This window comes from Pseudomonas sp. JQ36 (assembly GCF_053851495.1).
Map to the genome: position 1 here is coordinate 3,917,334 of NZ_CM132642.1, position 15,750 is coordinate 3,933,083.

Consider the following 15,750-nt stretch of genomic DNA (forward strand, 5'->3'; position numbering starts at 1 on the left):
CGAACTGGAGACCGGCCATGAACAGCTTCGCTTCACTGCAATATGATCGCGAGATCCCTGCCGCCCAGCCGTTTGCCCGGGAACTTCGCCACGAAGCACCGGAGGACGACCCCTACCCGCAGGTATTCGAAGCAATCCTGGATCAGCGCCTCACCGCGGCCAGTCGCTTCACAGAAGAAAGTCTGGTGCAGATGTTCGGTGCGAGCCGCAGCCAGATACGTCGGACGCTGACCCAGCTGTCCCATGAGCAGGTCGTCATCCTGCGCACGCATCAGCGCCCGAAAATTGCCATAGCTGCTCCCGAACAGACCCGCCAGATACTCCACGCACGGCGCCTGACCGAAATCATGCTGATTGAGCTTACCTGCCAGCAGCAACCTGCCGGACTTGAAGCACTGCGCGAACTGATTGAAAAACAGCGGCGATTCCGCGCCCTTGGCCAGCACGGAGCCGCCATTCGGTTGTCCGGCGAGTTCCACCTGCAACTGGCCAAACTGGCAGGCAATGCTCCCCTGGCGCACTTTCTTGGCAGCCTGGTGCCCATGACGTCTCTGGCGCTGGCCCAATGTCGACAGCAGACCAACCGGGACACGACGGTGCAAACACATACCACCATTGTCGATGCAGTGGAGCGCAATGACGTCAATGCCGCGGTTCGTCTGATGAATCGACATCTGAGCGATCTTGAACAGCAACTGCTGGGTCTGGCGCCGTGAAGAACGTCAGTGCCAGCGCATCGGGCAATGTCGAATCAATCGCACTCAACAATGCCTGACCGACGCCGGCGATGCCCAACATCATCCCCAGCACAGGCACACTGTCTTGCGAAATCAGATCCTCACTGAAAAAGTTGTCGGCAGTCTCGGAAAATGCCTGCAAGGTTCTCGCGATACCCTGATGATTTTCAGTGCGGCGGTACAGTGACAACAGACACATCAGATTGCCGAAATCACCGTGACACTGGCTGTAACCGGAGCCTAGGCCATGGCACCAGAGGTTGCTTTCACATCGGCGGATATCGCGCTCGACCGTCTCCAGGTGTTCGGCCTCCATCACGTCTTTGAGCGAATGCCTGAGCTGCAGCCTGGCGATCAGAATTCCGGCATCGCCGTGGCACCATTTGCTCATGTGAGCGGGTTGCGACGGCTCACGTAAATCCAGCCAGAACCCATGGTTCATCTGACGATTTTCGTCCTCCAGCAGGTCCTTTATCAGCGCAATCAACGTCGCGTCTGCTGTGACTTCATAGACCTTGGAGAGCGCATGGAGTATTCCCGAAATCCCATGGGAGAATCCCGTCAGCAACGGGGTGGAACAGGCCTTGCGCACAATTCGCCCACCTTCAATTGCCAGTTCCGCCCGGATGGCGGTCGAGAGCCTTTCGATCAAGGGAATCAAGCGCTTTTGCGGCCGCAACAGATACAGATTCGCCAGCAGCGTGACGGTCCCGCACCAACCGTTAAGGAAATCGAAGTCATCCCCCTGCCGTGGATAATCATCAAGCCTGTGCAGTAACTCATCGATCGTCGCACGGTGGATGTCCCGGCCTGTCACCCGCTCATGATTGACCAGCACATAGAGGTACGACGCCAGACCAAAATAGGCACTGGCGGCCATGTCACTGTCAAAATGTTCGTGGGTTCTGCCCATGGAATCGACAATTTGATCAGCCTTGGCCAAGTGCTCTGCGCGGCCACTGACACGGAACAGACTCATATAAAAAACCGCGAGTCCGCCCATGCCGCTATAGAGACTGTTGGTCATGGGTGACAGGTATTTACGCCGGGTTGTCGGGTGCTCGTTCAGGAACCCCCACGCCACGTCCCCTTCGGCACCTTCAATACGCAACCGCTCTATGGCCGCCGCGACCTTGAGAGCGCCTTCCAGATAATCCGCCGGCTGCAGGCTCGGTACGCCTTTGGCGATGTGCCGCCGGTGCATCGGCATCGCCCCATTGCCCGAAGGGAACAGGCACTCCTTCAGAATAGAGGTCTGGAACGTTCTGTCCGCAGGGCACAACGCGCTCAGTTTTCGTCGGCAGCTTTCCAGAGGACTTTCGATGTCGAGCGCGGCCACAAACGTCCCGTGGGAATCGTGTATCCAGTTCGAGGCGATAGGCATGGTGAAACTTGGAATGTTGCCACTCTGCAGATCCCCCAACTCGTAGGCGGCCACATTTTTTGCAATGAGCGATGCATTCGACTCCGACCACAGGGTCGCCAGCAACAGCTGCCTCTGGAGCATGCATTGCGTGAAGCGTGGGTGCAGAGTCAGTTCAAGAAAGTCTATATAACGCTGGGTATTTTTGAGCAGCACGCGTGTTTTCAACTGGGGAGCCTGATGCCGGATACAGTCAAGCACCGCTGCCTGATGTTTCACCACCTCATCGTAGGCACATTCAAAGCCCTTCAGAAAAGCCTCCTGAAAAAGCTCTACCGAATACGTCACCCCGTTGAAAACCGGCAAATGCTTGATAATCGGGGTTTTGCTGACCTGTATGCGCCGCAGATGGTACAAGCCTTGCTCGCGGACCAATTGCCTGGCCGTCGTGCTGAATTGCTTTTGAGACGTCAGGCCACTGAAATCGTTGTCCGAATTCGGCGAATAGGGAACAAAACCACTGCTAAAGACTGAGCGGCTATTGAGCTTGAGGGTTTTGAACAAAGCGCCGTTGCCGGGAAGATCATCTTGCAGATCGATCATGGAGGCAGTGAATAGACACTCGAGATCGATCAAGACGGGACTGCTCCCGCACGCAATGATGTTTTCGTAATGAAAGTCGATGCCGTTCAAGGCGTGGACAAGGGCTACCTGCGCACCTGCGCGCCTGTAGAACAGAGCCAGATCGGCCTCGCTCCCGCAGGCGCGATTATCGATGTACTCAATCCAGCTATGATCTTCCATACATACCAATAGCGGGGCACGAGCGGAAAAGCCTTCATCAGCGCTTTTTTCGTACAGCAACGCCAGCAGCGAGCCATAGAGCTGCGCTTCTCTGTTTGTTCGTGGTTTGTAAACCAGTGATTGGCTCCCGACCCGTACTGCGCAAACCGTTTCACCATTGGCGTGGGGATCTCCCATTCCAAGTTCGATCGAGTCGATTCGTCGGCCAGACAAACCAAACACGCTGGCAAGCATGCACACATCGTCAGCAAAGTGAAAAATGATGTTGTAGAGATAACCTGCGATCCCTTCCAACTGTTTGAACAGTAAGTCGGCAACCACCGGATAGTCCAAAAGGAACTGGCCTGATCCGCCCGCGCTTAAATATTGCTCGAACGATTCCAGATCGGAATCAATGCCCTCGGCCAGTCGAGTATTAAGGAAGTGCACCAGGGATTTTTCAGAAACTCGTTTTACACAGGCCAGTACATAATGCCTGACACCTGAAATCAATGATCCCAGATGACACCACTCATGAATTGGTTTGTATCTACTGTCGCTCTGAAACGCAGATTCAAAGTAACCAAACATGCAATCATAAAAGCCTGAAAATGGTTCATCCCCTGCTTTGCGTATCCAGTCTTTTTCAGACATGGACATAATCAGTCGAACTTTCGCCTCAAGCTTCTGCACAGACGTACATCGCTTTTCCAGCACAGGTTGTCTGGCGTTATTTTCAAACCATTCAATCAGGTCGTTTTTGCCCATACCGAAATAACGCTGCAGGGCATGATCGTCTTTATGCAACATCTCCAGGGTACTACGCAGGATGTCGACATCGACGCCGCCTCCAGAACCCGATGATATGCGCTCTTGAAACGTCAGAATGTCAGCAAGCATTTTCTCCACCTTGAGCAGTATGGCGGATTATCCATCCGCCATATGTTACAGAAGGCCTTAACAGCCGAACGTGCAACCCAGGCTCTCGCAGGTGATAGCAGTCGTTGCCATTACTTCAACACCGGCCATCTTGTTGACGCCTGCTTTTACATAGGCTTCAAAATCGCCGGCGAAATCACCAGACATTTCCAGAACTTTATCTTTCATATACTTCTCCTGTTATTAAATTGATATATGCCCTTGAGTGGCACATTTCAAAATTAACACAGGAGCGCAAAATGCCTACTTTAAAAAACCAACCGGATGTGTCCAACACCAATTAAAAAACATGCACAAACTTGCACTAGCAACATACTGCAACTTTCTAGAAGTCAAACTACAAAGCAACACCCCAAAAAGAACCAACACTCGCTGAAAAAACAACGAGTGTCGTTTGCCATGAAACTCAAACTCTCAATTGATAGTCAGCCGGGCAAAACCTTCTCGAATTTTATCTTCCGGCAGATCATCGGCAATAAACACGATGACACTTTCCCGGGCCTCACCCTCGGCCCACTCGGTATCCCAGTCAAAACCGTAAAGTTTCAAAACGCCCTGAAACACCAGCCGCCGATCCTCGCCAGCAATGTTCAGTACGCCCTTGTAACGCAGTAACTGCTTGCCGTGCTCTTCCAGCAGCTCATTCATGAACTCACTGAGCTGATCGATATCCAGCGGCTGGTCTGTGCGCAGCACCAGGCTGGAAATGCGGTCGATGGAGGGCGCCTTGCTTACCGGACGCAGGCTCACCCCGCCGCCCAGGTCGGCGTTGAGGTTGAAGCCGCGCACGTCGAGCAGTTCCGCCAGATCGATGTTGCCGTGCTCGACCACGCGGATTGGCGCACGACGGTTGATTCGCGTCAGGCGTTCGCTCAATGCGTTGAACGTGGTCTCATCCACCAGATCGGTCTTGCTCACCAGCAAGCGGTCGGCGAAACCGATCTGCGCCTGGGCGATGGTCTGGGTCAGGTGCTGGGCGGCATGGGCGGCATCCACCAGGGTGATGATGCCGTCGAGCAGATAGCGCTCGCGCAGTTCCTCATCGATGAAAAAGGTCTGCGCCACCGGGGCCGGGTCGGCCAGACCGGTGCACTCGATCACCAAGCGATCGAAGGCGATTTCGCCGTTGTCCAGGCGTTCGAGCAGCAGGTACAAGGCCTTGGTCAGGTCAGTGTGGATGGTGCAGCAGACGCAGCCGTTGGCCAGGGTCATGACTTGCACCGGCTCCTCGCCCAGCAATTGGCTATCGATGCCGGCGTCGCTGAACTCGTTTTCGATCACGGCGATTTTCAGGCCGTGCTCGGCTTTCAATAGATGGCGCAGCAAAGTGGTCTTGCCGGCACCGAGGAAACCGCTGAGTACCGTTACGGGTATGGGAGAAGACAAAACAGATCCCCTTCACAAAATGAATGAACAACACAAAAACAACTGTGGGAGCGAGCTTGCTCGCGAAGGGGTCGTGTCAGTCGACATCATTGCTCGATGACACACCGCTTTCGCGAGCAAGCTCGCTCCCACAGGGGGATTACCTCAACCGCAGGCTGTCAGCTCAACAGCACTTCGGCCCACCCTTGCCACCGTAACGCGCTTCCTGACGTTCGCGGAAGAACATCTCGTAGCTCATCACCGGTTTGTCCGGGTGCTTGGTTTGCATATGCTCGACGTAGGTGTCGTAGTCGGGCATGCCGACCATCAGGCGCGCGGCCTGACCGAGGTATTTACCGAGGCGACTCAGGTCATTGAACATGGTGCAATCCTCTGGTTACGCATCCGGCAGGGCCTGGAATGGCGATTCTTTATCCGTACGCTCTTTTTTGCCCCAGGCGGCGATGCCGACCTTGAGCGCATAGAACAGGATGCTGAAGACCACGAACAGGAACAGCGCGGTGAGCGTTGCGTTGGTGTAAGCGTTGAAGATCACGTGCTGCATCTGCTCGACGCTTTTTGCCGGTGCCAGCACCTGACCGTTGGCCAGCGCATCGCTGTATTTCTTGGCCAGCGACAGGAAGCCGATCGCCGGGTTGGCGTCGAACAGCTTGATGAAGCCAGCGGTGGTGGTGCAGATCAACAGCCAGGTGGCCGGCAACAGGGTGACCCAGATATAGCGCTGGCGCTTCATCTTGATCAGAACCACGGTGCCGAGCATCAGCGCAATACCGGCCAGCATCTGGTTGGAGATACCGAACAGCGGCCACAGGGTGTTGATGCCGCCCAGCGGATCGACCACGCCCTGATACAGCAGCCAGCCCCACATCGCCACGCAACCGGCGGTCGCGATCAGGTTGGCGGTCCACGACTCGGTGCGCTTGAGCGCTGGAACGAAGGAGCCGAGCAGGTCCTGCAGCATGAAACGCCCGGCACGGGTGCCGGCGTCTACCGCGGTCAGGATGAACAGCGCTTCGAACAGAATCGCGAAGTGGTACCAGAACGCCATGGTGTTTTCACCCGGCAGGACACTGTGCAGGATCTGCGCGATACCGACCGCCAGGGTCGGCGCACCACCGGCACGAGCCAGAATAGTGGTTTCACCAATATCGTGCGCCACGGCTTGCAACGCCTCAGGCGTAATGGCGAAGCCCCAACTGGTGACCACTTGCGCAACGGAGGCCACATCACTGCCGACCACGGCCGCCGGACTGTTCATGGCGAAGTACACGCCAGGCTCGATCACCGAAGCAGCAACCATCGCCATGATCGCTACAAACGATTCCATCAGCATGCCGCCATAACCGATGTAACGCGCGTTGGTTTCGTTATCCAGCAGCTTCGGCGTGGTGCCCGACGAGATCAGCGCGTGGAAACCCGATACCGCACCGCAAGCGATGGTGATGAACAGGAACGGGAACAGGCCGCCCTTCCACACCGGGCCGGTGCCGTCGACGAACTGAGTCAGCGCGGGCATTTTCAGCTCGGGCATGGTCACCAGAATGCCGATCGCCAGGGCGACGATGGTACCGATCTTGAGGAAAGTGGAGAGGTAGTCACGCGGCGCCAGAATCAGCCACACCGGCAGCGACGCAGCGACGAAACCGTAACCGACCAGCATCCAGGTAATCTGCACGCCGGTGAAGGTGAACGCCTTGGCCCACACCGGATCGGCGGCGATCTGCCCACCGAGCCAGATCGAACCCAGCAACAGCAATACGCCGACCACCGAGATCTCACCGATGCGGCCCGGGCGGATGTAGCGCATGTAGATGCCCATGAACATCGCGATCGGGATGGTCGCCATCACCGTGAAAATACCCCACGGGCTCTCGGCCAGGGCTTTCACGACGATCAGCGCCAGCACCGCGAGGATGATGATCATGATCAGGAAGCAGCCGAACAGCGCGATGGTGCCGGGGATACGGCCCATTTCTTCACGCACCATGTCGCCCAGGGAGCGGCCGTTGCGCCGGGTCGACATGAACAGAACCATGAAGTCCTGCACCGCGCCCGCCAGCACCACACCGGCAATCAGCCAGAGTGTGCCGGGCAAGTAGCCCATCTGCGCCGCCAATACCGGGCCGACCAGAGGTCCGGCGCCCGCGATCGCGGCGAAGTGGTGACCGAAAAGAATGTGTTTGTTGGTCGGCACATAGTCCAGACCGTCGTTGTTGAGCACGGCGGGGGTGGCCCGACGCGGATCCAGTTGCATCACATTGTTGGCGATGAACAGGCTGTAGTAACGGTACGCAACCAGATAAATGGCCACGGCTGCGACCACGATCCACAAGGCGTTGATCGCCTCGCCGCGGCGCAATGCCACTACGCCCAGGGCGCACGCTCCTACGATTGCCAGCACTAGCCAGGGTAAGTGGCGTAGCAGGCTATTATTATTTTTCATTTTATTATTCCAGCCAGGGTGGACAAGAAAGACAGCCACCCCGAGTTTAGCGCTTACGGCGCCAAAGGCCATACCCCGACGTTGGTCTAGACGGCTTGTCGATTGGCAGCCACCCAACGGTCGGGTCTATAGTCAGCGAACTCTTCCGAGGATTGCGCCATGAGCGAACACCCAGCCAATCGCCGTCGCTTCAAACGTATTGCGTTCGATGCCAGAACCGAGTTGCGTCAAGGTGAATATATCTGGCCGGTGAAACTGATCGACCTGTCGCTGAAGGGGCTGTTGATCGAACGGCCGGAGCCTTGGCTGGGAGATAAGGAGCAGGATTTCCTCGTCGACATTCATCTGAGCGATGATGTCGATATCGAGATGGATGTACACCTGGCTCACGAAGATCACGGACAACTAGGCTTCGTCTGCCGGCATATCAGCCTGGAGTCGATCCAGCGCCTGCGACGGTTGATCGAGCTTAACCTGGGCGATCCGCAGGAGTTGGAGCGCGAACTGGGCGCCCTGATCGAAATCTAGAAACCACCACAAATCCCTGTGGGAGCGGGCTTGCCCGCGAAGAGGCCGTGTCAGTCAACATTGATTTCGACTGACACACCGCTTTCGCGGGCAAGCCCGCTCCCACAGGGTGTGCGACGTATCTGAAAGACTATTCGAACAGTGCGTCGAGCGCCTGCTCCAAACGGGTCACGGCAATGATCTGCAGGCCCGGCGGCGCCTCCTTCGGCGCATTGCCCTTGGGCACGATCGCCCGTTTGAAGCCATGCTTGGCCGCTTCCTTCAAGCGCTCCTGCCCGCTCGGCACCGGACGCACTTCGCCGGACAAGCCCACTTCACCAAACACCAGCAGATCATGCGGCAATGGCCGGTTGCGCAGGCTCGACATCACCGCCGCCATCAACGCCAGATCCGATGCTGTCTCCAACACCTTCACCCCGCCGACCACGTTGAGGAACACGTCCTGATCGTGGGTCGGAATGCCACCATGGCGATGCAAAACCGCCAGCAGCATCGCCAGACGGTTCTGATCCAGCCCCAACGTCACCCGCCGTGGATTGGCCAGATGACTGTCATCGACCAGCGCCTGCACTTCCACCAGCATCGGCCGGGTGCCTTCCCAGGTGGCCATCACCACACTGCCCGGGACTTCTTCCTGGGCACGGGTGAGAAAAATCGCCGACGGGTTGGAGACTTCTTTCAAGCCCTTGTCGGTCATACCGAACACGCCGAGTTCGTTGACCGCACCGAAACGATTTTTCACCGCCCGCAGCAAACGCAAACGGCCATCGGACTCGCCTTCGAAATACAGCACGGTATCGACCATGTGCTCCAGCACCCGCGGGCCGGCGAGCGCGCCTTCCTTGGTAACGTGACCAACGAGGAAAATCGCCGTGCCGCTCTGCTTGGCATAACGCACCAGCAGCGCCGCGCTCTCGCGTACCTGCGACACGCCGCCGGGGGCCGACTGCAATTGTTCGGTGAAAATCGTCTGGATCGAGTCGATCACCATCACCTTGGGCTTTTCCTGGCGAGCGGTGGCGATAATGGTTTCGATGCAGGTTTCGGTCATCACCCGCAGTTGATCCTGGGGCAGCCCCAGACGCCGGGCACGCATCGCCACTTGCTGCTGGGACTCTTCACCGGTGACGTACAGCGCCGGCATGCTCTTGGCGAGATTGCACAGGGTCTGCAACAGAATCGTCGACTTGCCGATGCCCGGGTCACCACCGATCAGCACCACCGAACCGTCGACCAGACCGCCGCCCAAAACCCGATCCAGCTCACCGGAGGCGGTGGAGAAGCGCGGAATCTCCTCGATGCTGACTTCGGCCAGGGTCTTGATCTGCGCTTGCTGCCCGGCCCAGCCGGTACGCCCGGTACGCCCGGTGGGCGCCGTGGCGCCACCGCTCTCGATCATGGTTTCGGTCAGGGTGTTCCAGGCGCCGCACTCGCCGCACTGGCCTGCCCATTTGGGAAAGGTTGCGCCGCACTCGGTGCAGCCGTACATGCGCTTGGCCTTGGCCATCTGGATCCCCCGGCAAAAAACGCGATGATAACGCAGCCACCGCTCAGCGCGGCACGGCGGTACGGATTTCGCCGTTGGCCAGACGCGCGGCGCTATTGCCCAGCGGGTCTTCGGCATTGAGATCGGCGCCTTTGGCCTTGAGCGCATCGAGCAGTTCGACACGCTTGAACAACCCGGCGTACATCGCCGCAGTCTGGCCTGCGCCGTTGCGCTGATCGGGGCTGCAATCGGTGGCCATCAGCCTTCGAGCAATCTGCATCTCGCCTTTGAAAATCGCCCCCATCAGCGCTGTGTTGCCACGTTGGTCCTGCGCGCAGGCATCAGCGCCCGCCGCCAGTAACCGGTCAACTGCTGCGCCCTGACCGTGATACGCCGCCAGAATCAAAGCGGTGTAGCCCTTGCTGTCGCGGGTATCGAGGGAATAACCGGACTCGATAAAGGTCTCGAGCATCGGCACATCGCCACGCCGGGCGGCATCGAAATAGTAATCCTGCAACTGCGCCTTGATCGCCTCAGGGCTTTGCCCGGCCTGCGCTGTAAAGGAAAGGCAACCGAGCAGCAGTAAAAGAAAGGCACGCATAAACGCTCTCCTTGGGCAGAGCGGGGCCTGAGTCAGGCCCCGCGTTGCATGGCGTCGAGATCAGTCGACCAGTTTCGCTGCCAGCGCCTTGACCCGGCTCAGGTCACCCTTGGCCACTTTGGTCACACCGGTGCCGTACTCCGGATCGGCCTTATAAAGGAAGGACAGGATAATGTGCTTGCTCTCGTCATCGGTGGTTGCCAGCGAACCGCCGAAGCTGGCGATCAGGTCCTGACGCTCCTGCTGACTGAACGAGCGATACAGATCACCGGCCTGTTTGAAGTTCTGCTCACGCTGAATCTTCGCCTGCTGGGTGCTGCCCGACAGTGCCAGCTGGCTGTAACGCGCGCTTTGCGGCTCGTCACGCGGTTGCAGGCGGCTCGGCTGATAGTTCACGCCTGACGCCGTGGCACCGAAGTTCATCGCACCGTCCTGATTGCCATTATTGATGGCAACTTTTGGCGCATTGATCGGCAGTTGCAGGGCATTGGCACCCAAGCGGTACATCTGCGTATCGGCATAAGAAAACACTCGACCTTGCAACAGACGATCTTCCGAAGGCTCGATTCCCGGAACAACATTGGCCGGGGCCATCGCAACTTGTTCGGTTTCCTGGAACACATTGGCTGGATTACGGTTCAACACCATTTGTCCAACTTTTCGCTCAGGAACATTCGGCCAGATCTTGGTGGCGTCCAATGGATCGAAATCAAACTTGGACAAATCTTGCGGATTCAGTACTTGGATGTACAAGTCCCATTTCGGGAAATCACCCTTATTGATATGACTGACCAGATCATTAGTCATATGACTGTAATCCTTGCCCTGAACTTTTCCGACTTGTTCAGGTGTCAGGTTTTTGATGCCCTGCAAACTCTTCCAGTGAAACTTCACATAGTGCACTTCACCTTTGGCGTTAACCAACTTGTAGGCATGCACACCATTACCATCCATCTCCCGATAACTGGCCGGCGTTCCCGAGTTCGAGTAGAGCTCGGTCAGTGTGCGAGTGGCTTCCGGTACGTGGGAGAAGAAGTCGAAACGACGCGAGTCATCGTCAAGGTTGGTGCGTGGATCGGGTTTGAACGCATGGACCATGTCCGGAAACTTGATCGCGTCGCGAATGAAAAAGGTCGGGAAGTTGTTGCCGACCAGGTCCCAGTTGCCATCAGCGGTGTAGAACTTGGTGGCAAAACCCCGTGGATCGCGCAGGGTTTCAGGGGAGTGGTTACCGTGTACCACCGCGGAGAAGCGCACGAACACTGGCGTCACCTGCCCGGCAGCGAACACCTTGGCCTTGCTCAGATCGCTGAGGTCGTTGGTCACGGTGAACGTGCCATGGGCACCGGTACCGCGGGCATGCACCACGCGTTCGGGAATGCGTTCACGGTCGAAACGCTGGAGTTTCTGGATCAGTTGCACGTCTTGCAGCAGCACCGGGCCGTTGGCGCCGGCGGTTTGCGAGTTCTGATTGTCGCCCACCGCTGCACCGTTATCCCGGGTCAGGGGCGCGGCGTGCACGGAGAAGGTCAACAGGCTGGCGGTGAGTACGCCGAGCGTACGGCGATGGGGAAAAGCCCCCAGTCCAAGGGTGGAATTCATATCAGGTTCCTCTGGTTCTTTTGGGCGCATCCAGGTGCGCCAACCAGAGGCTAGAGGGCTAAGTCCGCGAACATAAATAGAAAGTTCGTACCCCGACGATTGAAAATTTTGGCTTCCCGATCAGCGTGTTACGGCGTATTTCGCGCGCGATTAGTGGCACTTTGCAAACTAAACGCGGATTTATGGGTCGATAAAAACGGGCATTGTAAGAAGGTGTTTCGCGCAGGACGCGTTTGCTGATTTACACTGCGTACACCAACCTCATCTGTAACAAGGAAATAACCTATGGGCGTGCTAAGTGAGTTCAAGGCCTTCGCGGTCAAAGGCAATGTGGTCGACATGGCCGTCGGTATCATCATCGGTGCCGCCTTCGGCAAAATTGTTTCGTCGTTTGTCGGCGACGTGATCATGCCGCCAATCGGCCTGTTGATCGGAGGGGTGGACTTCAGTGATCTGGCCATCACGCTAAAAGCCGCCGAGGGCAACGCCCCTGCCGTGGTACTGGCTTACGGTAAATTCATCCAGAGCGTTCTGGATTTCATGATCGTTGCTTTCGCGATTTTCATGGGTGTCAAAGCCATCAACCGCCTGAAACGCGAAGAAGCCGTAGCCCCTTCCCTGCCACCGGTTCCGACCAAGGAAGAAGAGTTGCTCGGCGAGATCCGCGATTTGCTCAAGGCCCAGAACAACCAGCCTTGACTGCTTCATGACTGAAAACGGCGCCTGATGGCGCCGTTTTTTTACCAGTAGTTTTCCACCGCCACCTGCCCCGGCCGCCGCGTCAGGCTCAGGCTCATATGGCGTTTCTTCAGCAGCGCTCGAGTGTCGTCGATCATCTGCGGATTGCCGCAGAGCATGACGCGCGAGTGCTCGGGGGTCAGTTCAACGCCAGCTTCACGTTCCAGCTCGCCGTTTTCAATCAGCGTGGTGATGCGACCGTGCAAGGCGTCCGGCAATTGTTCGCGGGTAACCGTGGGGATAAACCGCAGTTTATGGGCGTGTTCAGCCAGGTAATCACGCCTGGACAGTTCTGCAATCAAAGGCTGATAGGCCAGTTCCCGCGCTTCGCGCACGCTGTACACCAGAATGATCCGCTCAAAACGCTCCCACACTTCGAAGTCCTGCAGAATCGACAGAAACGGCGCAACCCCGGTCCCGGTGGATAACAGCCACAAATCCCGGCCGTCGACAAACCGATCCAGCGTCAGGTAACCAAAGGCCTGGCGCTCCACCAGCAGGGTATCGCCGATCTGCAACCGGCTCAGCTCACTGGTGAATTCGCCACCCGGCACCACAATGGAGAAGAACTCGAGAAACTCGTCGAAGGGTGAAGAGACCATCGAGTAGGCACGCCAGACCGTGCTGCCATCAGCCTTGGTCACCCCCAGGCGCGCGAATTGTCCTGCGCGAAACCTGAAACCCGTATCGCGCGTGGTGCGCAGGGTAAACAGGCTGGGGGTCAAGGGCTGCACGTCGAGCAAGGTCTGGGCAGTAAATTTCTCTGCGCTGACTGTCATGGGGGCACTCCACAGATAAGACCCTGCCAGTCTCGCGCAAACCCGGCGCATAAACACCACTGTTTTTGTAGTGTTTTACCATTCAGGCAGCGCAAAAAAATGAGAAATAAACGCAAATGCCGTTAATACAACGTTATTCAAAGCCCCATTGAATGACAGGTTAAATACAACGCGTTACTGATGACTAATAACCTTTCCAGCAACTAACCGCCCCCTCCAAGAGCAAAAAAATTCAACGCTATCTGTAAGACCTGTCCTACACTCGGTTGCGTGCAGGATCCGATTGGATCCAGACAAGCACCCTAAGGACGACTCATGGAGAGTGAGTGATGGAAATGTGGAAGGAGTCGCAATTAAAGCAACTGACTTTCGCAAGAGAAATAGAGACCGCTTATCCGATCTTGCTGCGATTCGCTCAAAATATTGGCTTCAATTTTTGTGCCATCTCAATGACATCAAACAATCGGAACGCTGACTTCAAAACCTTGCAAATCAATAACTATCCGAAGGAGTGGAATCAACTTTATGAAAGACAAAACTACCGAAAAGTCGATCCGGTAATAGCACACTGCAGTCATTCAATGCTGCCGATTGTCTGGACCGAAGACGTGTTTTCGCGAACCTTGTCGCTGTGGGACGCGCAACAGAAACATGGATTGCGACACGGTTGGTCCCAGTCGTTCCACCATGAAGAGAGCGGGCTGTGCAGCACCCTGAGCCTTGCGAGGAAAAACGGTCCATTAAGTCCGCTCGAGTTGTACGAGCATTTTGGCTATATGTTTTACGCGACCAGCCACCTCAGTGACCTGTTCGCCAAAACCTTGCCCAAACCGGCCAAAAAGCCCGCGCCCCCGCGCCTTTCACCGCGAGAACTGGAAGTGCTCAAGCTCTCGGCGCTCGGCAAGACGGCCTATGAGATTGCCAGGATCCTCTGCCTGAGCGAGCGGACCGTGAATTACCACGTGCAAAACGTGATTCTCAAACTGAACGTCTGCAACAAGATTTCTGCGGTCATTGCCGCCAAGAGTTGCGGCCTTCTCGACATGCCTGCCCACTAAAAGCTGCGAGTATTTCAACGGAAAAAAACGTACCATTTGCGACCTTCCTGAGTGATGACGTGAACCTTGACGTTGTATTTCACTCGGACGGTTCCGCTGCGCGACACCCTGGGCTGCGGGCCACCCGTTGATTAACCAGAGTTCCCGTACCATGCCCTTGCTCGAAACGCCCTTTGCCCAACTCGACCTGATCCGCCAGCCCGAGCAGCAGAATGAACCTCTGCAAGCGTTCGATGCAGCCGACGAATACCTGCTCAATCACCTCGCTGCGCAGCAACCGACGGCAGACACCCGGGTACTGGTACTTAACGACAGCTTCGGGGCTTTGGCGGCGAGTCTGGCGGGCAAGGTTCAGGTCAGCAGCAGCGGCGATTCGTATCTGGCGTTCCAGGGCCTGGAGAAGAATCTGGTGCGCAACGGCCTGCCATTCGATGCAGTGCGCGGCATTGCGGCGAGTGAGCCGTTGGTCGGGCCGTTCGACAAGGTGCTGATCCGCGTCCCCAAGACACTCGCGCTGCTGGAAGAACAACTGATCCGCCTGCAAGGGCAACTGGCACCCGGCGCTGAAGTGGTAGCTGCGGCCATGGTCAAGCACCTGCCGCGCGCTGCCGGCGATCTGCTGGAGCGTTACATCGGTCCGGTACAGGCGTCACTGGCGGTGAAGAAAGCTCGCCTGTTGATCGCAACGCCTGAGGCCAAAGCCGCGGCGACCTCGCCCTACCCTTCGCGTTATCAACTGGACGAGCCGGCCATCGAATTGCTCAACCACGCCAACGTGTTTTGCCGTGAAGGCCTGGATATCGGCACCCGAGCTTTTCTCCCGCACCTGCCCAAGAACCTCGGCAGCGCCCGCGTCGCCGACCTCGGCTGCGGTAACGGCGTCCTGGCTATCGCCAGCGCCCTGCACAACCCCGACGCGCACTACACGCTGGTCGACGAATCGTTCATGGCCGTGCAATCGGCCGCCGAGAACTGGCGCGCCGCGCTGGGCGAGCGTGAAGTGCTCGTGCGCGCTGGTGATGGTCTGGCCGGACAGGAGCCGCAATCGCTGGACGTGGTGCTGTGCAATCCGCCGTTCCATCAACAACAGGTGGTCGGCGATTTCCTCGCCTGGCGCATGTTCCAGCAGGCCCGCGAAGCGCTGGTGGTCGGCGGTGCGTTGTACATCGTCGGCAACCGGCACCTGGGCTATCACAGCAAGCTGGCGCGGCTGTTCCGCGGCGTCGAGCAAGTGGCGGCCACACCGAAATTCGTGATTCTCAAAGCCCGCAAGTAAAGCATCAGTCAAAAAAAACCCTCCGCGGTAC

14 protein-coding genes are annotated in these 15,750 nt (G+C 57.3%); 5 read left to right on the forward strand and 9 right to left on the reverse strand.

Annotated features, from left to right (window positions below):
* Nucleotides 1-17: 17 nt before the first annotated feature.
* Nucleotides 18-716 carry a GntR family transcriptional regulator gene (locus tag ACS4NR_RS17615; protein ID WP_456017962.1) on the forward strand — a complete coding sequence of 233 codons (699 nt, stop codon included), beginning with the start codon at nt 18-20 and terminating at the stop codon, nt 714-716.
* Here ACS4NR_RS17615 and lanM read toward each other — a convergent pair.
* The 5 genes from lanM to ACS4NR_RS17640 all read right to left on the reverse strand — a co-directional run bounded on the left by lanM (nt 643) and on the right by ACS4NR_RS17640 (nt 7,651).
* Nucleotides 643-3,783 (reverse strand): type 2 lanthipeptide synthetase LanM, encoded by a 3,141-nt coding sequence (gene lanM / locus ACS4NR_RS17620; protein ID WP_456017963.1) that lies wholly within the window; start codon nt 3,781-3,783, stop codon nt 643-645. The genes ACS4NR_RS17615 and lanM overlap by 74 nt on opposite strands.
* Before the next feature lie 57 nt (nt 3,784-3,840).
* Nucleotides 3,841-3,990: a hypothetical protein gene (locus ACS4NR_RS17625; protein WP_158558385.1), complete on the reverse strand. Its 150-nt coding sequence runs from the start codon at nt 3,988-3,990 to the stop codon at nt 3,841-3,843.
* A gap of 246 nt (nt 3,991-4,236) precedes the next feature.
* Complete coding sequence (gene yjiA, locus ACS4NR_RS17630) at nt 4,237-5,208, reverse strand: GTPase (protein WP_456017964.1); 972 nt, start codon at nt 5,206-5,208, stop codon at nt 4,237-4,239.
* Nucleotides 5,209-5,371: 163 nt separating this feature from the next.
* Complete coding sequence (locus tag ACS4NR_RS17635) at nt 5,372-5,569, reverse strand: YbdD/YjiX family protein (RefSeq protein ID WP_003228401.1); 198 nt, start codon at nt 5,567-5,569, stop codon at nt 5,372-5,374.
* Nucleotides 5,570-5,584: 15 nt separating this feature from the next.
* Nucleotides 5,585-7,651, reverse strand: coding sequence for a carbon starvation CstA family protein (locus ACS4NR_RS17640; RefSeq protein ID WP_095139282.1), 2,067 nt, complete (start codon nt 7,649-7,651; stop codon nt 5,585-5,587).
* Between the two features lie 159 nt (nt 7,652-7,810).
* Between ACS4NR_RS17640 and ACS4NR_RS17645 the strand changes: the two genes are divergently transcribed.
* Entirely contained in the window at nt 7,811-8,179 is a 369-nt protein-coding gene (locus ACS4NR_RS17645) for a PilZ domain-containing protein (RefSeq protein WP_456017965.1), read from the forward strand.
* A gap of 130 nt (nt 8,180-8,309) precedes the next feature.
* Here ACS4NR_RS17645 and radA read toward each other — a convergent pair whose 3' ends face one another.
* From radA to katB, 3 genes are read right to left on the reverse strand one after another with little or no spacing between them, the layout of a single operon-like run.
* Nucleotides 8,310-9,686 (reverse strand): DNA repair protein RadA, encoded by a 1,377-nt coding sequence (gene radA, locus ACS4NR_RS17650; protein WP_456017966.1) that lies wholly within the window; start codon nt 9,684-9,686, stop codon nt 8,310-8,312.
* A gap of 43 nt (nt 9,687-9,729) precedes the next feature.
* Complete coding sequence (locus ACS4NR_RS17655; RefSeq protein WP_456017967.1) at nt 9,730-10,266, reverse strand: ankyrin repeat domain-containing protein; 537 nt, start codon at nt 10,264-10,266, stop codon at nt 9,730-9,732.
* A 60-nt stretch (nt 10,267-10,326) separates the two neighbouring features.
* Nucleotides 10,327-11,868 (reverse strand): catalase KatB, encoded by a 1,542-nt coding sequence (gene katB, locus ACS4NR_RS17660; protein WP_456017968.1) that lies wholly within the window; start codon nt 11,866-11,868, stop codon nt 10,327-10,329.
* A gap of 285 nt (nt 11,869-12,153) precedes the next feature.
* On the opposite strand from katB, the gene mscL reads away from it, so the two are divergent.
* Nucleotides 12,154-12,567, forward strand: a complete 414-nt coding sequence (gene mscL / locus ACS4NR_RS17665) for a large-conductance mechanosensitive channel protein MscL (protein ID WP_095139278.1) — start codon at nt 12,154-12,156, stop codon at nt 12,565-12,567.
* A gap of 41 nt (nt 12,568-12,608) precedes the next feature.
* Here mscL and ACS4NR_RS17670 read toward each other — a convergent pair whose 3' ends face one another.
* Nucleotides 12,609-13,385 carry a ferredoxin--NADP reductase gene (locus tag ACS4NR_RS17670; RefSeq protein WP_456017969.1) on the reverse strand — a complete coding sequence of 259 codons (777 nt, stop codon included), beginning with the start codon at nt 13,383-13,385 and terminating at the stop codon, nt 12,609-12,611.
* A gap of 329 nt (nt 13,386-13,714) precedes the next feature.
* Between ACS4NR_RS17670 and ACS4NR_RS17675 the strand changes: the two genes are divergently transcribed.
* Nucleotides 13,715-14,443: a helix-turn-helix transcriptional regulator gene (locus ACS4NR_RS17675; protein ID WP_456017970.1), complete on the forward strand. Its 729-nt coding sequence runs from the start codon at nt 13,715-13,717 to the stop codon at nt 14,441-14,443.
* Between the two features lie 151 nt (nt 14,444-14,594).
* On the forward strand, nt 14,595-15,719 hold the full coding sequence (locus ACS4NR_RS17680; protein WP_456017971.1) for a methyltransferase: 1,125 nt from the start codon (nt 14,595-14,597) through the stop codon (nt 15,717-15,719).
* The last annotated feature ends 31 nt before the right edge of the window (nt 15,720-15,750 follow it).